17 protein-coding genes are annotated in these 19,618 nt (G+C 45.6%); 7 read left to right on the plus strand and 10 right to left on the minus strand.

Features of this window, described 5'->3' with window-relative positions:
* Position 1: 1 nt before the first annotated feature.
* Genes LZG75_RS00710 through argS form a run of 3 tightly spaced genes read right to left on the minus strand, consistent with a single transcriptional unit; the run spans position 2 to position 3,093 of the window.
* Positions 2-745 carry a thiol:disulfide interchange protein DsbA/DsbL gene (locus LZG75_RS00710; protein ID WP_233934771.1) on the minus strand — a complete coding sequence of 248 codons (744 nt, stop codon included), beginning with the start codon at positions 743-745 and terminating at the stop codon, positions 2-4.
* Positions 742-1,332 (minus strand): SPOR domain-containing protein, encoded by a 591-nt coding sequence (locus LZG75_RS00715; protein ID WP_233934772.1) that lies wholly within the window; start codon positions 1,330-1,332, stop codon positions 742-744. The genes LZG75_RS00710 and LZG75_RS00715 overlap by 4 nt, the downstream gene beginning before the upstream one ends.
* A gap of 9 nt (positions 1,333-1,341) precedes the next feature.
* The gene (gene argS, locus LZG75_RS00720) at positions 1,342-3,093 is read right to left on the minus strand and encodes an arginine--tRNA ligase (protein ID WP_233934773.1); all 1,752 of its coding nucleotides are present in this window, start codon (positions 3,091-3,093) and stop codon (positions 1,342-1,344) included.
* Between the two features lie 41 nt (positions 3,094-3,134).
* On the opposite strand from argS, the gene LZG75_RS00725 reads away from it, so the two are divergent.
* Positions 3,135-3,467 carry a DUF1840 domain-containing protein gene (locus LZG75_RS00725; RefSeq protein WP_233924446.1) on the plus strand — a complete coding sequence of 111 codons (333 nt, stop codon included), beginning with the start codon at positions 3,135-3,137 and terminating at the stop codon, positions 3,465-3,467.
* Positions 3,468-3,497: 30 nt separating this feature from the next.
* Here the strand turns inward: LZG75_RS00725 and metH are convergent, their stop codons facing one another.
* Positions 3,498-6,233, minus strand: a complete 2,736-nt coding sequence (gene metH, locus LZG75_RS00730) for a methionine synthase (RefSeq protein ID WP_233924445.1) — start codon at positions 6,231-6,233, stop codon at positions 3,498-3,500.
* Positions 6,230-7,333, minus strand: coding sequence for a homocysteine S-methyltransferase family protein (locus LZG75_RS00735; protein WP_233934774.1), 1,104 nt, complete (start codon positions 7,331-7,333; stop codon positions 6,230-6,232). Before LZG75_RS00735 ends, metH begins: the two co-directional genes overlap by 4 nt.
* A gap of 77 nt (positions 7,334-7,410) precedes the next feature.
* Here LZG75_RS00735 and LZG75_RS00740 point away from each other — a divergent pair, with 77 nt between their 5' ends.
* Entirely contained in the window at positions 7,411-7,899 is a 489-nt protein-coding gene (locus LZG75_RS00740) for a PhaM family polyhydroxyalkanoate granule multifunctional regulatory protein (RefSeq protein WP_233924443.1), read from the plus strand.
* Here LZG75_RS00740 and LZG75_RS00745 read toward each other — a convergent pair.
* Entirely contained in the window at positions 7,814-8,914 is a 1,101-nt protein-coding gene (locus tag LZG75_RS00745) for an MBL fold metallo-hydrolase (protein WP_370634753.1), read from the minus strand. The genes LZG75_RS00740 and LZG75_RS00745 overlap by 86 nt on opposite strands.
* Between LZG75_RS00745 and aceK the strand changes: the two genes are divergently transcribed.
* Entirely contained in the window at positions 8,906-10,690 is a 1,785-nt protein-coding gene (gene aceK, locus LZG75_RS00750) for a bifunctional isocitrate dehydrogenase kinase/phosphatase (RefSeq protein ID WP_233934775.1), read from the plus strand. The two genes, LZG75_RS00745 and aceK, sit on opposite strands and share 9 nt — an antisense overlap.
* The gene (locus LZG75_RS00755) at positions 10,690-10,884 is read left to right on the plus strand and encodes a DUF1289 domain-containing protein (protein ID WP_233924440.1); all 195 of its coding nucleotides are present in this window, start codon (positions 10,690-10,692) and stop codon (positions 10,882-10,884) included. The genes aceK and LZG75_RS00755 overlap by 1 nt, the downstream gene beginning before the upstream one ends.
* A 45-nt stretch (positions 10,885-10,929) precedes the next feature.
* On the opposite strand, the gene LZG75_RS00760 is transcribed toward LZG75_RS00755, so the two are convergent.
* The gene (locus LZG75_RS00760) at positions 10,930-11,913 is read right to left on the minus strand and encodes an MDR family oxidoreductase (RefSeq protein ID WP_233934776.1); all 984 of its coding nucleotides are present in this window, start codon (positions 11,911-11,913) and stop codon (positions 10,930-10,932) included.
* Positions 11,914-12,060: 147 nt separating this feature from the next.
* Between LZG75_RS00760 and LZG75_RS00765 the strand changes: the two genes are divergently transcribed.
* The 3 genes from LZG75_RS00765 to LZG75_RS00775 are packed head-to-tail and all read left to right on the plus strand — an operon-like array spanning position 12,061 to position 13,544.
* Positions 12,061-12,303 carry a hypothetical protein gene (locus LZG75_RS00765; protein ID WP_233934777.1) on the plus strand — a complete coding sequence of 81 codons (243 nt, stop codon included), beginning with the start codon at positions 12,061-12,063 and terminating at the stop codon, positions 12,301-12,303.
* A 23-nt stretch (positions 12,304-12,326) separates the two neighbouring features.
* Complete coding sequence (locus LZG75_RS00770) at positions 12,327-12,839, plus strand: flavin reductase family protein (protein ID WP_233934778.1); 513 nt, start codon at positions 12,327-12,329, stop codon at positions 12,837-12,839.
* A gap of 36 nt (positions 12,840-12,875) precedes the next feature.
* Positions 12,876-13,544, plus strand: coding sequence for a glutathione S-transferase family protein (locus tag LZG75_RS00775; protein ID WP_233934779.1), 669 nt, complete (start codon positions 12,876-12,878; stop codon positions 13,542-13,544).
* Positions 13,545-13,554: 10 nt separating this feature from the next.
* On the opposite strand, the gene LZG75_RS00780 is transcribed toward LZG75_RS00775, so the two are convergent.
* The 3 genes from LZG75_RS00780 to LZG75_RS00790 form a co-directional block, all read right to left on the minus strand.
* Positions 13,555-16,596, minus strand: a complete 3,042-nt coding sequence (locus tag LZG75_RS00780; protein ID WP_233924435.1) for an efflux RND transporter permease subunit — start codon at positions 16,594-16,596, stop codon at positions 13,555-13,557.
* Positions 16,597-16,645: 49 nt separating this feature from the next.
* The gene (locus tag LZG75_RS00785) at positions 16,646-17,788 is read right to left on the minus strand and encodes an efflux RND transporter periplasmic adaptor subunit (RefSeq protein ID WP_233924661.1); all 1,143 of its coding nucleotides are present in this window, start codon (positions 17,786-17,788) and stop codon (positions 16,646-16,648) included.
* Between the two features lie 176 nt (positions 17,789-17,964).
* Positions 17,965-19,614, minus strand: a complete 1,650-nt coding sequence (locus tag LZG75_RS00790; protein ID WP_233924434.1) for an efflux transporter outer membrane subunit — start codon at positions 19,612-19,614, stop codon at positions 17,965-17,967.
* Between the last annotated feature and the right edge of the window lie 4 nt (positions 19,615-19,618).

Here is a 19,618-nt window from a genome sequence, read left to right on the forward strand (position 1 = left end):
TTTATTTGTACTTCTCTTTGCGCACTTTGTCGACTAAATAATCCATTGTTTGAATGGCTTTTGTTTTGGTTCCTGCAATCGATGGAGAAGTAACATAGCGCCCTTGAATAACCACCGTTGGCACACCGTCAATACGATAGTTAGTCGATTGTTGATTGGCATTCCGTGCTTTTGATACGGTAGCAAATGAGCGAAAGGTGGTAAGAAAGGTATTGCGATCGAGCCCCTGACTGACTGCCCAATCGGCAATGTCATTTTCCGTTAGTAGTCGTTTGTTTTCTTTATGAATCGCGGTCATGACTTTATTATTTAAGGCATCCCCTTTGCCCATGGCTTCGAGCGTAAAAAATAGCTGACTATGCACTAAAAAATCGTCTCTAAATGCCACTGGTATACGTTTAAATACTACGTCTTTACCTTGGCGACTAGCCCAAGCACTAAGTTCGGGTTCAAACTCAAAACAATGCGGGCAGCCGTACCAAAAAAATTCAATTACCTCGACTTTGTTTTTGGTTTCGACGGGTTGCGGGGCAGTTGAAATGCGGTAGTCAATACCCTCTTGAATTTTTTGATTGCCAGGCTGAGGCTTAATATTAGACGCTGCGCTACCTGCTGCTTGGCCTGCGGTTTGGCCTGCAGTTTGGCCTATGATTTGCGCACTCAGCTGCCCCAAGGGCAAAAGACTAAAGGCTACTAATAAGCCACGAACACAAAGTTGACGATAAAAAGAAAGGGGTGAAATCATGATTTATTTGCTCGAATAATAGTGGGTTTCATGCCAAGACTACTTAATTTATTAGTAATTGCTTTGGTATCTTCAGTTGAGACAAATGGGCCAATCCGCACACGCCATACGACACTACCCTCGACTGATGCTTCACTCATTTGCGCCTCAATACCCTGAATTGCTAAGTTTGCCTTTTGTGCATCGGCCTCAGCTTTTTTGCTGTAAGCGCCTACTTGGACAAAGAAAATGGGTTCGGTATTCTTGGCTTCTGGGGCTTTGACATCTGCTGGCTTTTGCTCAGGTTTTTTGCCATTGGCAATATCGCGAATCGGATCGGGGCTAGCTTCCGCATTGCTAGGTGGTTTTTTTCCTTGCAAGGGCTTATTCAAATCTAATGGGGTGGCAGCTGGGGCGCCCTCTTCTTCAACTGGAACGGCGGGTTTAATCGTTAATGGTAAGTTCGGCGCCCGAATTCCGGGCTTTTCTTGCGGGGGCGTTTTCGATAAATAAAAAGCTACCCCCAAAGCTAAAGCAAGGCCTAATGTTAGCCCGAGAATTAAACCCAATAAGGTACCCCCAAATTCTCTTGTCGATTTCACTTTCATCCCCTCATCTTACATTTTGCTCGGGGCTGATACCCCCAAAACAGCCAAGCCATTCTGAATTACATGACGGGTCGCCGCTAATAAAGCTAAGCGAGCATTTTTTAACTCGAGATCATCCACTAAGACACGATCTGCATTGTAAAAGGTATGAAAATCGCCGGCTAAATCGCGTAAATAAAAGGCGAGTGCATGGGGGGCTAAATCGGCCGCGGCCGTAGCAAGTAATTCTGGATATTCAGCTAATCGCCGCAGCAAATGATCGGCAGCTTTACTACTTAATAGACTGAAGTTTGCTGTAGCTAAATCAGCAGGAGAACCATGCCATTGCGCCAGAATGGAGCAAATTCGGGCGTGAGCATACTGGACATAAAAAACTGGGTTTTCGTCGTTTTGTTGCAAGGCTAAATCAACATCAAAAATAAACTCCGTATCGGCTTTGCGCGAAATTAAAAAGAAGCGGACTGCATCACGTCCGCGTTGTAACGCCAACTCACGCTCCTCCGCTGTCATGGCGTCATGAATACCACCCGACCATTCAATTAAATCGCGCACCGTGACATAAGATCCAGCGCGTTTCGATAATTTCACGACTTCGCCATTGCGCATCACCGTAACCATTTTATGCAAAACATAGGCTGGGTAATTACTGGGAATGGCCCACTGACGTTGCTGTGCCACCCCCTGTAAACCTGCGCGGACGCGCATGATGGTGCCATGGTGATCACTACCCTGAATATTGATGACCTGCTGATAACCCCGCTGCCATTTACTCGCATGATAGGCAACATCGGGTACAAAATAGGTATAACTGCCGTCAGACTTTCGCATCACCCGATCTTTATCATCGCCGTCTGCAGTCGTTTTGAGCCACAAAGCACCATCGGTCTCATAGGTTTTACCAGCGGCCTCTAAGTCAGCGACAATGTGGGCCACGCTGCCATCGGCATATAGAGAAGACTCTAAGTAGTACTGATCAAATTGCACCCCAAAAATACTTAAATCCAGGTCTTGTTCTGCCCGTAAATAAGCAACCGCAAATTGACGAATTGATTCAAGATCGGTCTCTGAGTGATGCGCTGGTAAAGCGCGATATGCTGTTGCAATATCGGCAATGTACTCACCGTTATATGCTAACTCTGGCCATGCACTATCGCCTGGCTTGAGCCCACTTAAGCGCGCCTGCACTGAGAGGGCTAGGTTGGCAATTTGCACACCTGCATCGTTGTAATAAAACTCGCGGTGAACTGCTAATCCTTGGGTGCTGAGTAAATTAGCAATGGCGTCTCCTAGGGCTGCCTGTCGCCCATGCCCTACATGCAATGGGCCAGTAGGGTTAGCTGAAACAAATTCGATCATCACTTTGGCTGGTTTTGCATTTCCCGCTGAGGGCGCTAACTTGACTAAGCCAAAGCGCGCTTGCTCAACTAAGATCTCTTTAATAACCGCTGTTTTAGCTTGATTGGTAAGGCGAAAATTAATAAAACCAGGCCCAGCAACTTCAGCAGCAGCAATGAAGTCGGCATAATTGGCTTGGTTTGTTAAATGGCTAATTAAGGTTTGCGCTAAATCACGCGGCTTAAGCTGCCATAGCTTTGCTACTTGCATGGCAATATTGCAAGCCACATCACCATGATCAGTCGATTTTGGCCGTTCGAGCTGGGGTACTGGTATGTCAGTTGGCGACAAACCGTGAGCGAGTGCTGTCTGTTTTAAAGCTTCACTTAAGAGCTGAATTAAATGGTTCTTTTGGGTTGTCAACATAGATTAATGAGTTTATCAGGCAGCAATGGTAAGCTCGACAGATGATTTACCATTTTCATTCTAAAGCCGGCCCCGAGGTGATCATGTTAAGTGATCTGAGTGAACGCATTTTTACAATCTTGGGCAAGCCCCTTGAGCAACGCGGCATTTTGACTGCCGCTGAACTGCCAAATTTAATTTGGCTCCTTGAAAGCGCTATTATTCAAGATCAACAACAACGCCAATCCCAAACTCAGCCCCAAACCCAATCCCAAGGAGCTCACTCTAGCTCGGCAATGGCAAAAGGCGATCCTCTCGGCAGGCGGGCCTTTCCATTTTTAGAGCTCATGAAGCAGGCGGCGGCGGCGCAAGAACCTCTGGTGTGGGACATCTAAACTGCGTTGCAATCAGTTGCAGGTACTGTCCTAGTCGAATTGACTTGCTAAGGAGCGCTGTACCACTTCAATTGTTTCATTGCGTCTTTTAGCTAAATCTGCCAATTGATCTTGACCTACTTTGCCCACATTAAAATAACGGGCTTCGGGATGACCTAAATAAAAGCCACTAACACTCGAAGCAGGGTTCATCGCGAATGATTCTGTTAAGCTCATCCCAATATCTTCTGAGCCGAGTACACGTAATAAATCTAACTTCACCTCATGGGCAGGACAAGCCGGGTAACCTGGCGCTGGGCGAATACCTTGGTATTGCTCAGCAATCATTTGCTCATTACTAAGTTGTTCGTTCGTGGCGTAACCCCATAAATCGGTACGCGCCCGCCAATGCATTAATTCAGCGAATGCCTCGGCTAAACGATCGGCTAGTGCTTTAAGCATAATTGCACTGTAATCATCATGTTGCGCTTGAAATTGCGCCACTTTTTTCTCGACCCCGTGGCCTGTAGTCACCGCAAAACAACCTACATAATCAGCAATGCCAGTGGCATGCGGTGCAACGTAGTCGGCTAAGCTGCGGTTCGGGCGCCGTTGGCCATCGACTACGGGTCGTTCGCTCTGTTGGCGCAAGTTATGCCAAACAAATAAGGGGTGATTGCGGGCTTCATCAGTATATAAAACGATATCGTCGCCAACCGTGTTGGCGGGATAAAAAGCCATTACGCCATCTGCCTGCAACCATTGGCCTTTAATTAATTTTTCCAACATTGCCTGTGCATCTGCAAATACTTTGCGCGCTTCCACGCCAACAACTTCATCATCCAATATTGCTGGAAACTTACCTGCCAAATCCCAAGTTTGAAAAAAGGGAGTCCAGTCAATAAAGGGGGCTATTTCAGCAAGTGAGTAATTTTTAAAGAGCCGCCGACCAATAAATTTGGGTTTGTGTGGAACCCAATTTTGCCAATTAATACATTCCTGATTTTTGCGTGCCGCCTCTAAAGAAATGAGAGGCGTCTTGCGTTTGTTCGCGTGTTGGTCGCGGATACGGACATAATCTTCCTGTAATTCAGAAATGAATTTTTTTGCGCCCTCATCGGAAAGTAAACTTGACGCTACCGAAACTGAGCGCGAAGCATCGGGTACATAGACCACTGGACCATCATAGTGCGGGGCAATTTTGACGGCAGTATGTACCCGAGAAGTGGTCGCGCCGCCAATCATTAAAGGTAATAAACGGTCGCGAAAATAGGTATCGCGTTGCATCTCTTGGGCTACATAGGTCATCTCTTCAAGTGAAGGTGTAATCAAGCCAGACAGGCCAACAATGTCGGCCTGCTCTTCTTTGGCTTTCTTTAAAATTTCGGCGCAAGGCACCATCACGCCCATATTAATAACGTCAAAATTATTACACTGCAGAACCACAGTAACAATGTTTTTACCAATATCGTGTACATCGCCTTTAACTGTGGCCATCACAATTTTGCCTTTGGCCTTCGCTTCACCACCACCAGCGATATGCAAACGTTTTTCTTCTTCAATGTAGGGAATTAATACCGCAACAGCCTGCTTCATAACGCGCGCGCTTTTAACGACTTGCGGTAAAAACATTTTTCCAGCACCAAATAAATCGCCAACCACATTCATGCCATCCATTAGTGGGCCTTCGATTACCTCAATTGGCCTGCCACCCGCCCCCATAATTTCTGCGCGTAAAGTCTCGGTATCGTCAACAATAAATGTGGTGATGCCGTGGACCAAAGCATGGGTTAAGCGCTCGCGAACTGGCGCCTCTCGCCAAACTAAATTTTCTACTTGCTTACTAGCATCGCCTTTAAAAGTTGCGGCTATCGCTAATAAACGTTCAGTAGGGGTTTGGCCATCTTTTTCTTTAAAGCGATTGAGTACGACATCTTCAACACGTTCGAGTAACTCTGGGTCAAGATCAGCATACACACCTAGTTGCCCGGCATTGACAATCGCCATGTCCATGCCAGCTTGAATGGCATGATAGAGAAATACGGTATGAATGGCCTCGCGAACGCGATCATTGCCGCGGAAAGAAAAGCTGACATTAGAAACCCCGCCGCTAACTTTTGCGCCGGGTAAATTGGCTTTTATCCAGCGAGTGGCGTTAATAAAATCAACCGCATAATTATCATGCTCTTCAATGCCGGTGGCGATCGCAAAAATATTCGGATCAAAAATAATATCTTCAGCAGGAAAGCCCATCTCACCGACCAACAAGTTGTAGCAGCGTTGGCAAATTTCAGTTTTGCGCTTAAAGGTATCAGCTTGACCTTGCTCGTCAAAAGCCATTACTACAGTAGCCGCGCCATAGCGTTTAACTAAACGCGCTTGTTTACGGAATGCGTCTTCACCTTCTTTAAGGGAAATAGAATTCACAATGGATTTGCCTTGCACGCACTTTAGGCCAGCTTCAATCACCGTCCATTTCGATGAATCAAGCATGATGGGAACTCTAGCAATATCTGGCTCTGAGGCAATTAAATTCAAAAAGCGGGTCATTGCCGCCTCGGAATCCAGCATCGCCTCATCCATATTGATATCAATTACCTGCGCACCATTTTCAACTTGTTGGCGGGCGACCGCCAAAGCTTCATCAAATTGATTATTCAAAATCATGCGCGCGAAAGCTTTTGAGCCCGTTACATTGGTACGCTCACCGATATTGACAAAGCCCACTGCAGGAGTGATATTGCAGGGCTCTAAGCCAGCTAAGCGCATCGGCTTAATATCACTCATGACAAGACTTCAGGTGAATTTTCACGATAAAACGCCCTGGGTTTACGGCGGGCTACTGCGGTGGCGATAGCTCGAATATGCTCTGGCGTAGTGCCGCAACAGCCGCCTACTAAATTGACTAAACCATCGGCTGCAAAACCATCAATTAATCCGGAAGTCATTGCGGGGGTTTCATCAAAGCCCGTATCGCTCATGGGGTTCGGTAAGCCGGCATTCGGATAGCAGGAAATTGCCGTATCGCAAACCCGCGCTAATTCGGCGATATAAGGGCGCATTAAAGCCGCTCCTAAAGCACAATTAAGGCCGAAAGTCAGCGGCTTAATATGACGTAAACTGTTCCAAAATGCCTCAACCGTTTGGCCAGATAAAATGCGCCCCGACGCATCGGTGACGGTACCAGAAATCATCACTGGTAAAAGTTCTCCAGTTTCTTCAAAAAATTCATCGAGCGCAAATAACGCTGCCTTAGCATTTAAAGTGTCAAAAATAGTTTCAACTAAAAATAAATCGACACCTCCAGCAAACAAACCTTCAATTTGTTCGCGATAGGCTTTGCGTAAAATGTCAAAGGTTACATTTCGCGCGCCAGGGTCATTCACTTCAGGAGATATACTCGCAGTTTTAGGAGTTGGGCCAATGGCACCAGCTGCAAACCGCGGCTTATCTGCTGTGCTATAGGCCACACAAGCCTCGTGAGCAATACGCGCGGCTTGTTCATTCATTTCACGAGCTAGCTCGGGCATGCGGTAATCATCTTGCGCAACGGTGGTGGCGCCAAAGGTATTGGTCTCGATAATGTCGGCGCCCGCCGCAAGATATTGATCGTGGATGTCGCGAATAATTTGTGGCTGCGTTAAAACTAATAACTCGTTATTCCCCTTAACATCGCTGGCATGCTGCGCAAAACGCTGACTCGCTGGCAAGCCGCGATAGTCGGCTTCAGAAAGCTTCCGCTGCTGAATCATGGTGCCCATTGCGCCATCTAAAATTAAAATGCGCTCTTGCAAGAGCTGGGGTAAAAGGGCGCCACGCGTATACCTTGCCGAACCGAAAAAGGCAGGTACTGTTGAAGTGGGTGCTACTGAACCATTTGATTGCATTGTGAGGTTAAGAGGATTAATCTTTAGAATCCCGTATTTTATCGGTATTGCTTGTCTTTAGCCAAAATGGAGAATTTATGTTTGGAACTATCCCAGAATTTAATCAAAGCCTTGAGATGTTGAAGAACATGTGGGGGCAAGGTGTGGCCGGGCAAAATGCCGGCCAATTTCCCTTTACTACCGATATGAACAAGGCAGCTAGCGGATTTAATAATGCTTTTGCAGGTCTTGATGTCGTTGAAATTGAAAAGCGGATTAAAGATCTTAAAAGCGTTGAGAATTGGTTAAACCTGAATTTAAACGTCTTGAAGTCGACTATTCAAGGGCTTGAAGTTCAGCAAGCCACGCTTTTAGCGCTGCGCTCTTTTGGCGAGGCGATGGGCTCGGCACAGGAAGCTGCCATGGACAATGTGAATAAAGCAACCGCGGCAGCAACCGCGGCGGCAACAAATGCTGCTGCATCTGCAGGGAATGCAGGGTCTAGCGGACGGAAAACTGCCAAACCCCGGCGGAAGCCTTCCGCGTCAGCTTTCCCAAGCGCCAAAGATGATTCAAATGGGCAATAGCTTCGCCCATGGCAAAGGTCATTTGATGCGTATCCAGTGAGCGCTTAAATAAAATAGGCACTAAGTCGCGCGCTGTAATCGGCTGGTTGCACGCTTCCATGGTATCGGCTAAGCGATCAACATGGTGATCTTGTAATTGCTGAACACGTAAATGAAGGCCATTAAAGGGCTTACCGTGGGAGGGTAAAACTAAGGTATCGACAGGTAATTGGGCAAATAACGCCAAGGAACGTAAAAACAATCCCAAGGGATCGGCATCGGGATCGGCATCATAAACACTAATGTTGGTAGAGATACGTGGTAAGACCATATCGCCTGAAATAAAAACCCCTAATTTTGCGCAATACAAGGTGGCATGTTCAGGCGCATGCCCATAGCCCATTTTTACCTGCCACAGATGCCTGCCAATAGAAATGACATCCCCGTCCATCAAACGCCGATAGCGCTGCGGCATCCCTGGCACCATCTTGCTGTAATAGTCAGAACGGCCCCGAATTAAAGCCAAGTCTTCGGCGGAATTAAGCCCATGGCGCTCCAGATGATCGGCCGATCCCCCTCCTCCCATTTTGGCGCCAATTGCTGCGCCCCCCTCTTTATTGCTTAACCACTGAGCAGTTAAATACTCTGCCATCGACATCCATAAGGGCGCCTGCCACCGCTCGCATAACCACTTTGCCAACCCCACATGATCGGGATGCATATGGGTCACAATCACCCTTAATACTGGCAAATTGGCCAATTGAGTGGCAAAAATAGTTTCCCATGCGGTCTGCGTCTCAGCATTACAAATACCACAATCAATGATGGTCCACCCCTCTACACCATCGATTTCATCGCGTAAAAGCCATAAATTAATGTGATCTAAGGCAAAGGGCAGGCGCATTCTTATCCAGCGCACCCCAGGAACCACTTCCCTAGCTTCACCCAGCGGTGGAAGGGCGTCCCCCAAGGGGTAGTGGATTTGAGGATTAGTCAAGTTCTGCACGCTTCGATTAAGCTTAGTGGCATGAACCATTTTCCCAAATTATTGTCATCGCAGGTTGCTTTCGATATGGCGCAAACGCTGTTGGCCGGATTTCAACGCCATTACCGCATCTTCCGCGAGGCTGGAACAGCGGCAAAAGCCTGCTTTGAGGCGCAAGATTGGTTTGGGGTAAGTCAATTGCAGCGGAATCGCATTGATTATTATGATCAACGCGTACAAGAAACTGTGCAAATTTTGGAAGATGAGTTTGATGCAGAAAATTGTTCCGATGAGGTGTGGCAGCAAGTGAAATTACATTACATTGGTTTAGTTTCTAATTTACACCAACCTGAGTTAGCGGAAACATTTTTTAATTCAGTATGTACCCGCATCTTACGCCGTGATTATTTTCATAATGATTTTATTTTTGTCCGCCCTACCATTTCTACCGAATACCTAGAGAACGACGAAGCCCCAAGTAAGCCCACCTACCGCACTTACTATCCAGAAAATCGTGCTGGCTTAAAACAAGTCCTTGCAGATTTGCTACTGAGTTTTCAATTTAAAACACCATTTGAAAATTTAACGCGGGATATTGAATTATTAAATCAATGCGTGAACGAGGAATTACATGGCGCTACGACACAGGCAGATTTTCAAATTCATATCTTAACTGGCCTTTTTTTTCGTAATAAAACTGCCTTTATTATTGGCCGCATTATTGATGGCGAAAAAGTGATCCCCTTAGCAATTGCGCTAATGCATAACGCAGCTGGTCAACTATATATAGATGGCGCATTATTATCTGAAGTCGATTTACGCCTAATATTTAGTTTTACTCATAGTTATTTTTTAGTCGATATGGAAGTGCCTTCAGCCTACGTTACTTTTTTGCGCAATTTGTTACCCCACAAACCCCGTGCGGAACTTTACAACATGTTAGGACTACAAAAGCACGGTAAAAATTTGTTTTACCGCGACTTTCAACATCACTTACTGCACTCTACTGATTTATTTCGCATTGCGCCTGGCATTAAAGGTTTAGTGATGCTGGTATTTGATTTACCTAGCTACCCCTATGTTTTTAAGATGATCAAGGATTCCTTTCCGCCCCCCAAGGAAACAACCCGTGAAATCATCATGGCCAAATATCAATTGGTTAAACAGCATGATCGGGTAGGGCGAATGGCTGATTCACTCGAATTTTCTGATGTGGTTTTCCCCCTTGAGCGTTTTACGCCTGAATTAATTGCCGAAATTCAAGTGCAATGTCCGTCATTACTGCAAATTAGACCAGGCCTAGATGGTCTAGATGAATTAGTTATTAAACATGTCTATATAGAACGGCGGATGACGCCGTTAAACCTTTGGCTGCAGGATGGTAGCGATGCCGAAATAGAGCATGGAGTGTTGCAATATGGCAATGCTATTAAGGAATTAATTGCCGCTAATATTTTTCCAGGTGACTTACTTTACAAAAATTTTGGCGTCACTCGCTATGGCCGGGTTGCTTTTTATGACTACGATGAAATTGAATATTTAACTGCCTGTGAAATTCGTCATGTTCCAGCGGCTCACACCGAGGAGGAGGAGTTATCGGGCGAACCTTGGTATCCAATTGGGTCGAAAGATATTTTTCCAGAAACCTTTCGGGTTTTTTTACTGGGCGATCAGCGGGTCAAACACTATTTTCTTAAACATCATCCCGATTTTTTTGATCCTGAAATGTGGCGCTCGCACCAAACCCATTTAAGGGCTGGGGCCTATCCCCATTTTATTGAATATGATGCTGATAAACGTTTTATCAATCGGTTTAAAACGTCTTAATGAAATTGAATCCCATTGCACCCATTGCTTCGCCCTGTATTAATTGGTGTGAGATTAATCCAGACAATGGCTTTTGTCGCGGTTGCTATCGTACGCTTGAAGAAATTGCAGCATGGTCGAGCGCCAATGAAACTGAGAGACAACTCATTTGTCTGCGCTTACCTGAGCGCAAAGCCAACGATGTTATCAATTAAAAACGGCTTCACGATAGCCGCTATATTAAGAGTAAAAGCGCATTCTTAGCGATTCACATCCACAATTAAACGTCCACGAATTTTGCCAGCAATTAAATCAGCCGCTAGCGGAATAGCCTCGGCCAAGCTAATTTCGTGGGCAATTGCGTTGACGATGGTGAAGTCGCAAAGCTGACTTAATTGCTCCCAAGCTGAAATACGTTTCGCCTTATCTACGGTAACGCTATTGATGCCATACAAAGTAATGCCGCGCAAAATAAATGGGGCTACGGTAGTTGGAAAATCCATGCCTTGGGCTAAACCACACGCAGCAACTGCACCATTGCTTTTAACTGCCGCACATGCATTAGCTAAGGTATGACTACCCACGCTATCGATAACCGCAGCCCAGCGCTCTTTAGCAAGGGGTTTACCTGGAGTTGATAAACTGGCCCGCTCAATGACCTCGCTAGCGCCCAGCTGATGTAGATATGCGCTTTCTTCTGGTCGACCACTACTAGCGACTACCGTAAAACCCAGTTTGCTCATGAGCATCGTGGCAAAACTACCCACCCCCCCTGCTGCCCCGGTGACTAAAACTTCACCAGCGCTAGGCTGCAAGCCATGCTGTTGCAGGGCCATGACACACAACATGGCGGTATAGCCAGCCGTACCAATTGCCAGGGTTTGCTTCGGGGTCAAGCCCTTGGGCAGGGGTATCAGCCATTCGGCCTTAACCCGCGCCTTTTGGGCTAAACCGCCCCAATGCCCCTCTCCCACCCCCCAGCCATTCAAAATAACCTGATCTCCAGGCTGATAATCTGGGCTACTACTGTCGAGTACTTCGCCAGCAAAATCGATGCCTGGAACCATCGGAAATGCCCTGACAACAGGGCCTTTGCCAGTAATGGCAAGGCCGTCTTTATAATTTAAGGTGGAATACAGTACCTTAACCAACACTTCGCCAGCGGGTAAATCGGTCTCGTCGAGTTCGGCCAAGTCGGCACGATAGCCTTTTTCGTCTTTATTAATCAAGATCGCTTTAAACATTAAAATTCCTTAAAATTAACAACTTTACTTAAACGGTTTATTCTACGAGCACGATTGCATATGAGGTTTACCATGAAAAAAATTCTACTCTTCACCGCTACTTTTAGCTGCCTCTTGCTAAGCGCTTGTTTTTCAACGGAATTAAGTATGTCAATGGGAAATATGCGACTCATTAATTCCAGCGCAGACCCGCAAGAAGTCATGAATTTTGCAACTAAAGTATGTAAAAACGATTTTTATCTAGGCGCAAGTTTTCTCTCTAAAAATAGTAAAGAGTATCGGTTTAAGTGCGTGAAGGCTGAAGACAATGAAGTGCTAACCCCCATACCAGGAACTGTTATCCCTACTGGCGGCGCTACGCCCACTCCCGCCGCAGTCAATAAATCATAAATGGCTAGCTCAAGATAATCTGCATGCCCAGTTCTGTAATTAATAAGCCGATCTCATCCGAGGATTTACGTCAGGGTTTCGCTGCTTTTCCCACTGGCGTCACGGTAATTACTGGGCTTGATGCTACGCAAGCGCCAATCGGCATCACCATTAGCTCCTTCAATACCGTTTCGCTGAATCCCCCGTTAGTTTTATGGTCGATTGCGAAACAATCCCCATTAGCGGCTGCTTTTTCGGTGGGTGCTCAACATATTATTCATGTACTGAATCATGCTCAAGAAGATCTCGCAATCACCTTTGCCAAACGCCGCACCGGTCAATTTGCCACAGTAAATCATCTACTTAATGCCAGTGGTATCCCCTTTTTACAAGGCTGTGCAGCCCACTTTGAATGTGAAACCGTGGCTGTTTACCCTGGTGGCGACCACCTTATTATTGTTGCCCAAATTCATGATCTTGCCCATGACCCTGCTAAAGCCCCGCTGCTGTTTCATCGTAGCGAGCTATCAGGTATTAAACACGTGGCCAAGGAATAAAAAAATAGTGCCAATCACAATAAGGATAATTATTTCATGATGCGACTCTGGGGTAGGAAAAGTTCAATCAATGTTCAAAAAGTATTATGGTGCTTAGCTGAGCTCCAACGACAAGAGCAGCGTGACTATGAACGTATTGATGCGGGCTTACATTTTGGTATTAATACGACCCCCGACTATCTCAAAATGAATCCCAATGGTTTGGTCCCAACCTTACAAGATGGCCAGCTCACTCTGTGGGAATCGAATTCAATTTTGCGCTACTTGGCTCGCACTTATGATGCGGCTGGAACTTATTTTCCTAACGACAATCTTAGTCAAGCCAGCTCAGATAAATGGTTAGATTGGCAAATTTCAACTCTTTGGCCCGCCTTACGTCTGCCCTTTCTGGGGCTGACGCGTGTGCCAGAAGCGGAACGTAACTATGCCGCCATTAGTAAAGGCTTTGCCGATACCCATCAATATCTTGGCATCCTTAACGCTTGCTTACAAGAGCACGCTTTTTGTGCGGGTGAACGCTTTAATTTAGGCGATATTCCTTTAGCCATTTGCGTTAATCGCTGGATTTTATTAGCAGAGACATTTCCTGAGCAATTGCCGGCGCGCCCACAATATGAACATTTAGAAAAATGGTTTAAGCGCATTCAAACCGAAACTCAGTTTGCCACTATTGCAGAAACTGAATTAATGGTGAGTAAACCCTAATTACCTAAATTTAAATAGCGCTTTGTTTAAATTTATTCGCGTGGTGATCGGCGCCAATAAAGAGGTACATCGCTGGCACGACAAATAAAGTAAACAAGGTGCCAATCGATAGGCCAGTAAAAATTACGATTCCCATCGATTGTCTACCTGCTGCCCCAGCCCCAGAAGCAATTACCAGCGGTACTACACCCAAAACCATCGCTGCAGTGGTCATTAAAATTGGCCGCAACCGCACACTGCTTGCTTCGATAATGGCTTCTAATTTATTGCGGCCGGCCATTTGTAACTCATTAGCAAATTGCACAATTAAAATACCATGCTTACTAATTAAGCCCATTAAAGTCACTAAACCAACCTGGGTATAAACATTGACAGTGGTGAAGCCAAGATTAATAAAAATTAAGGCGCCAAATAAAGCAAGCGGTACCGAAACTAAAATCACCAAGGGATCGCGAAAGCTTTCAAACTGAGCTGCAAGCACCAAAAATACAATCAAAATCGCAAAGAACATGGTTACCAAGAAACCGCCTGACTCGGCAATAAATTGCCGTGATGGGCCTGCATAATCAATGTTATAGCCACTAGGTCCAGCTTCTTTGATGGCATTTTGTAAAAAGGTTAATACTTCGGCCTGTGAAACGAATGGGGTGCTAACTCCCGAGATCGTGGCAGAATTTAATTGCTGAAAATGATTAATTGACTGCGGCACAACCCGTTGTCGAATCGACGCAATCGTACGCGCCTGAATCATATTGCCGCTGGGAGTGCGAATATAGTAATCTAAAATTTGCTCGGGGTTTAAGCGATCTACTTGTTTTACCTGAGGAATGACCCGATAAGATCTGCCAGCCACAGAAAAATAGTTGACAAATCCTCCGCCCAATGCGGCTGAAAGTGCGCTACCAACATCTTTTTGGGTCATTCCTAAAGCAGCAACTTTTTCTCGGTCTATCTCGAGTACGTCTTGTGGCTTATCAATTTTTAAATCGGTATCAACAAAGAAAAACATCCCACTTTTGCGGGCTTTATCGAGTACGGCCTGCGATACTTCATTTAAATTTTCGTATGATTCGGTTGTATTAATGACCACTTGAACTGGTAGCCCTTGGGCGCCAGGAAGAGCGGGAAACTGAAACACAGCCACTCGTGCACCAGCAATGCTATTCCACTTTTTTTGCATATCTTGCTGAAAGGCGCTAGCACTTCGACTGCGTTGCGCCCAATCTTTTAAAAGTACGCCGCCAAAGCTAGATGTCGGACTAGTAATTTGAAACATTTGCGCATACTCTGGTTCGGCGCTAGCAATTTGATATAGTTGATTTGCATACATTTGCATTTGATCAACCGTTGAATTGGGCGGGCCTGCAGCTTGCATTAAGACAATGCCCTGATCTTCTGTAGGCGCTAATTCAGACCAAGCTGTAGCATATAAATAAGCTACACCTACTAATAAAAATGCGCCCATGACAATGACGACCTGCCAAGTTGTTAATAAACTACGAAGCAGCGCTTGATATCGATGATGAAAGCGCTCAAATACCAAATCGATTTTTTGAACAAAGGGTGAGGCCTCTTGCTGTTCAGTAAAAATTTGTGCGCACATCATCGGCGAAAGCGTTAAGGCAACCACGCCCGAAACAGCCACCGCTCCGGCTAAAGTAAAGGCAAATTCTGTAAACAGCGCACCGGTTAAGCCACCTTGAAAGCCAATGGGAATATAGACCGCAATTAATACAATGGTCATGGCTAAAATGGGATTGCCCAATTCTCTTGCTGCAATCAATGCTGCCTCGAGTGGCGATTTACCTTCTTTCATATGGCGATCGACGTTTTCGACCACAATAATAGCGTCGTCAACGACCAAGCCGATCGCCAAAACTAAGGCTAAGAGGGTTAATAAATTAATCGAATAGCCCAATACTTGCATCATAAAAAATGCGCCGATTAAGGACAGCGGCATAGCAATAAGGGGTACCAAAACTGCCCGAAAGCTACCTAAAAATAAATAAATCACTGCCGTTACGATGACTAATGCCTCGACTAATGTTTTAATAACTTCATCAATTGAGGTATTAATAAAGGCAGTAGAGTCGTACACAATTTTGCCGGTCAAGCCAGTAGGCAATTGTTTTTGAATAGGTGGGAAGGCTGCTTGAATTCGTGCAGCCACATCTAATAAATTGGCCTCTGGCGCTACTTTGATTCCAATGAAGACTGATTTTTTACCACTAAAAGCCACATTGGTGTTGTAATCTTCAGAACCTAAGCTGACATTGGCAACTTGATCTAAATAAACTAGGTCTACGCCATTACGTTTAATGATGAGCTTACGAAATTCAGCTAAATTATGTAAATCGGTACCCGCAACTAAGTCAACCGCAACCATCGAGCCTTTTGTGCTGCCAACGGCAGATAAATAGTTATTGGCCGCTAGAGCGTTATATACATCATCTGGCCCAACCCCTAAACCGGCCATCCGATCAGCGTCTAACCAAGCCCTTAAGGCAAACTTCCGACCACCTAAAATTTCAGCGTTTTGCACGCCAGCAATGGAATCGAGTTTCGGTTTGACAACCCGCAATAAATAATCCGTAATACTGTTGTTGGGTATGTCATCGCTATAAAAACCCATATATAAGGCGGCAGTTGATTGCCCCAATTGCACTGTTAAAACAGGTTGTTGTGCCTGCGGTGGTAATTGATTACGCACTGAGGCAATTTGAGTATTAATTTGAGTTAAGGCTTTATTGGAGTCGTAATTGAGCCGCAAGGTTGCGGTAATGGTAGAGATGCCGCTGATGCTGGCTGAGGATAAATAATCAATACCCTGCGCCTGAGCAATAGCTGATTCAAGCGGTTGAGTAATAAATCCTGCAATGGTTTCTGGATCTGCTCCAAAATATGCCGTAGTGATGGTAACAACCGCATTTTGGGTTTGCGGGAACTGATTAACTGGCAAAGTCGTTACAGCCTTCAAACCAAAAATTAAAATCAGGCTACTTACCACCACCGATAGAACGGGCCGGCGAATGAAGAGATCGGTCCAATTCATCACGCTAGCCACCAGCGTAGACAATAATGACTAATTGCATTCATCAACACTAATTTTCCTGAGGCTTTGGATTAGGAGAATTGGCGGGGAGTACTTTATTATTAATGATTAAAGGCGTGCCGTTTTTTAATTTTAGTTGGCCGCTAGTGACAATGGTAGCTCCCGCCTCTATACCCTTGGTAATCGCGACCTGATCACCCCGAGTTGAGCCAGTTGTGACAAATACTTGCTGGGCTTCAATCACGGGCTGGCCATCTTTTCCAAGGCGCTCAGTTTTCTTGGCTATAAATACAGTAGAGCCATAAGGGTTATAGCTTACAGCGGTTAAAGGCAAAGTAAGTAGTTTGACTTTATCGCCTAAATTAATATTTACATTAGCAAACATGCCCGGCAAAATTTTCTTATCCGGATTAGCTAACAAGGCTTCAATTTGAATATTGCGCGTATTTAAATCGACCTTAGGACTAATTGCTGTAATTTTTCCAGCAAATGCAATACCTTTATATGCATCAGTCGATAGCGCAATCGATTGGCCAACCGCAATAGTACTAACTGCGCTTTGTGGCAAAGTAAAGTCAACAAATATCGGGTCAATCGTTTGTAAGGTCATTAACTTCTCACTAGCGCCAACGTACTGTCCTGGGTTCAGCGTCACAATTCCAACGCGGCCGCTAAAAGGGGCCTTTAAATTCTTTTTAACAATTAGTGCCTCTTGTTGCTGTACCAGTGCCCGTTTTGACTTCGCGTCGGCTGCGCTGGTATCAAAAACATTTTTACTGATAGCCTGAATTGCCAATTGCTGTTTATCGCGCTCATTAATCACTTTAGCTAATTCAGCTTGGGCCCTTAATGATTGCAATTGGGCTACTTCAGCAGCATCGACTAACTTGATTAACAAGCTACCTTCTTTCACATCCATGCCCGACTTCACCGGCACCTGCTCGACTAAGCCCTCTACTCCTGTGCTCAATTCAACCCCGCGATAGGCGCGCATATTACCCACACTACTTAGCATGGGTTGCCACTCCTCGTATTGAACAACCGTAGTAGAAACAGCGGCAGGCGGCAAACCTGCACTGGAAATAAAATGCTTAATTAGCATCGTTTTAGTCTGATTAAAGACAAAAATTAACCCCAGCAGTAAAAAAACACCCACCAACATCACCGTCATGCGGCGGCGCATTTCTGTCATCGCCATTAATTTGGCATAGGCACGCGTATTTTTAAAGCGCTGATAGGGGCGCAGTTTCTGAGCTATACGCGCATAGGTATTTTTTATTTTGGTCCACAAGAGATACAATTTTTCGCGCACTTGCCAAGTCTTTAGTAACAGCAGTACTTTAGTTTTAAGGGTTTCAAGAAGCTTCATTATTTAACGATCAGGTTGGCATTTGCAATGGGTAACTCAGCCGAAGTAAGTGGAGAGGCTGCCGAAGTGGCTGTGGGAGTACCTTCGACAGACGCGCCTAGGGCACTCTCGCTACTAGCAATTGTTTTAGCTTGATAAGCAGGTCCTTCTCGATTCCACCAGCCCCCGCCCAATGCTGTAAATAAAGCTGCGGTATCAGAAAAACGGAGTGCTTGCGCTTGCAAAGAGCGAATTTTGGCATTTTGATATTGGGTTTGGTAGTACAGCACCTGCAAATAACTAGCGGTTCCAAGACGATATTGATGTTGTACCAAATTGAGTGTTTCTTTGGCATAGCGTTCAGTATCGGTAGCAGCAGTTAAAGCCTTTGCATCAGCATCTAAAGCCTGGAGCGCATCCGCAACCTGCTGAAAGGCAGTGATCACTGCGGCTTGATATTGAAATACGGCTTGCTCATAATTGGCCATGGCACCGCGGCGCTGCGCTAATAATTGGCCGCCCTGAAAGAGTGGCTGAAATAATCCGCCAGCAATGGACCAAAGCGCAGCAGTGGGCCCAAATAAAGCGCCGGTGGTTAAGGCTGCGCTACCCTCAGCGCCACTCAAAGTAATTTGTGGCAGCAAGTTGGCAGTGGCTACGCCAACTAAAGCGTTGGTTGATTTCATTACCGACTCAGCGGCAAGTATATCGGGGCGTTGACGCACTAAACTTGAAGGCAATGACAGTGGTAGCTGGTCTGGTAGATGCAAATCACTTAAATTAAAACCTTTAATAACTGCACTTCCCGGAAATTCGCCCGTTAAAGCAGCGAGTTGATTACGCGCAAAAGCAACATTTTTTTCATACACCAATAATTCTGCCTGCGAGCTTGCCACTAAAGCCAGCTGAGAAGTGAGGTCTACTTTAGATACGCTGCCAATTTCGAGTTGCTGTTTAATAATATTAGCAAAATAAGTTTGTGCTTCTAAAATTTCTTTAGTAGCTTGGTATTGCGCACGCAATTGAGCCTCGCGTACTGCAGCAGTTACTAAATTCGACGTTAAATTCAGGTATGCGCCCTCAAGTTGGTATTGACTAATCTCAGCTTGAGCACGAGCATTTTCTACTGTTCTGCGCGCCCGGCCAAAAAAGTCAGGCACATAACTAATATTCACTGTGGTGTTGTAGAGATCATAAATGGGATCCCCGCGCGGCAGTCCATACACCGCATACGGCAATTGTTCGCGAGTGGCACTTGCATTGCCACCAATTTTAGGAAAATACTGACCGCCAATTTGAGCGCTAACATTTTCTTTTGCTGCGCGCAAGGCGGCATCAGCTGCAGCTAAGTTTGGGTTTTGCTCTAGGGCTTTGCGAATTAATACATCTAACTCGGGGGATTTAAATAGCTCCCACCACTTTGCCGGGATGTCTTTACTTTCAACTAAAGTTTGCTCGCTACCACCCGGAACATCTGGGGTCGTTGCTAATTTAGCAGGAAGAGGCTTTTCAGTTAACGTGCCCACTTTAGGCGCATCGGGTTGCTTAAAGTCGGGCCCCACCGCACAGGCAGCCAAAATACCTAGCAGAGATACTGCTAATAGCAGGCGCGCTAAATAGCGAACTTGATTATGAGGGCCAATAGAGGGGGGGCTAAACAAAATATTCACCAAG

This window comes from Polynucleobacter sp. IMCC30063 (assembly GCF_021395235.1).
Taxonomy (GTDB): Bacteria; Pseudomonadota; Gammaproteobacteria; order Burkholderiales; family Burkholderiaceae; genus Polynucleobacter.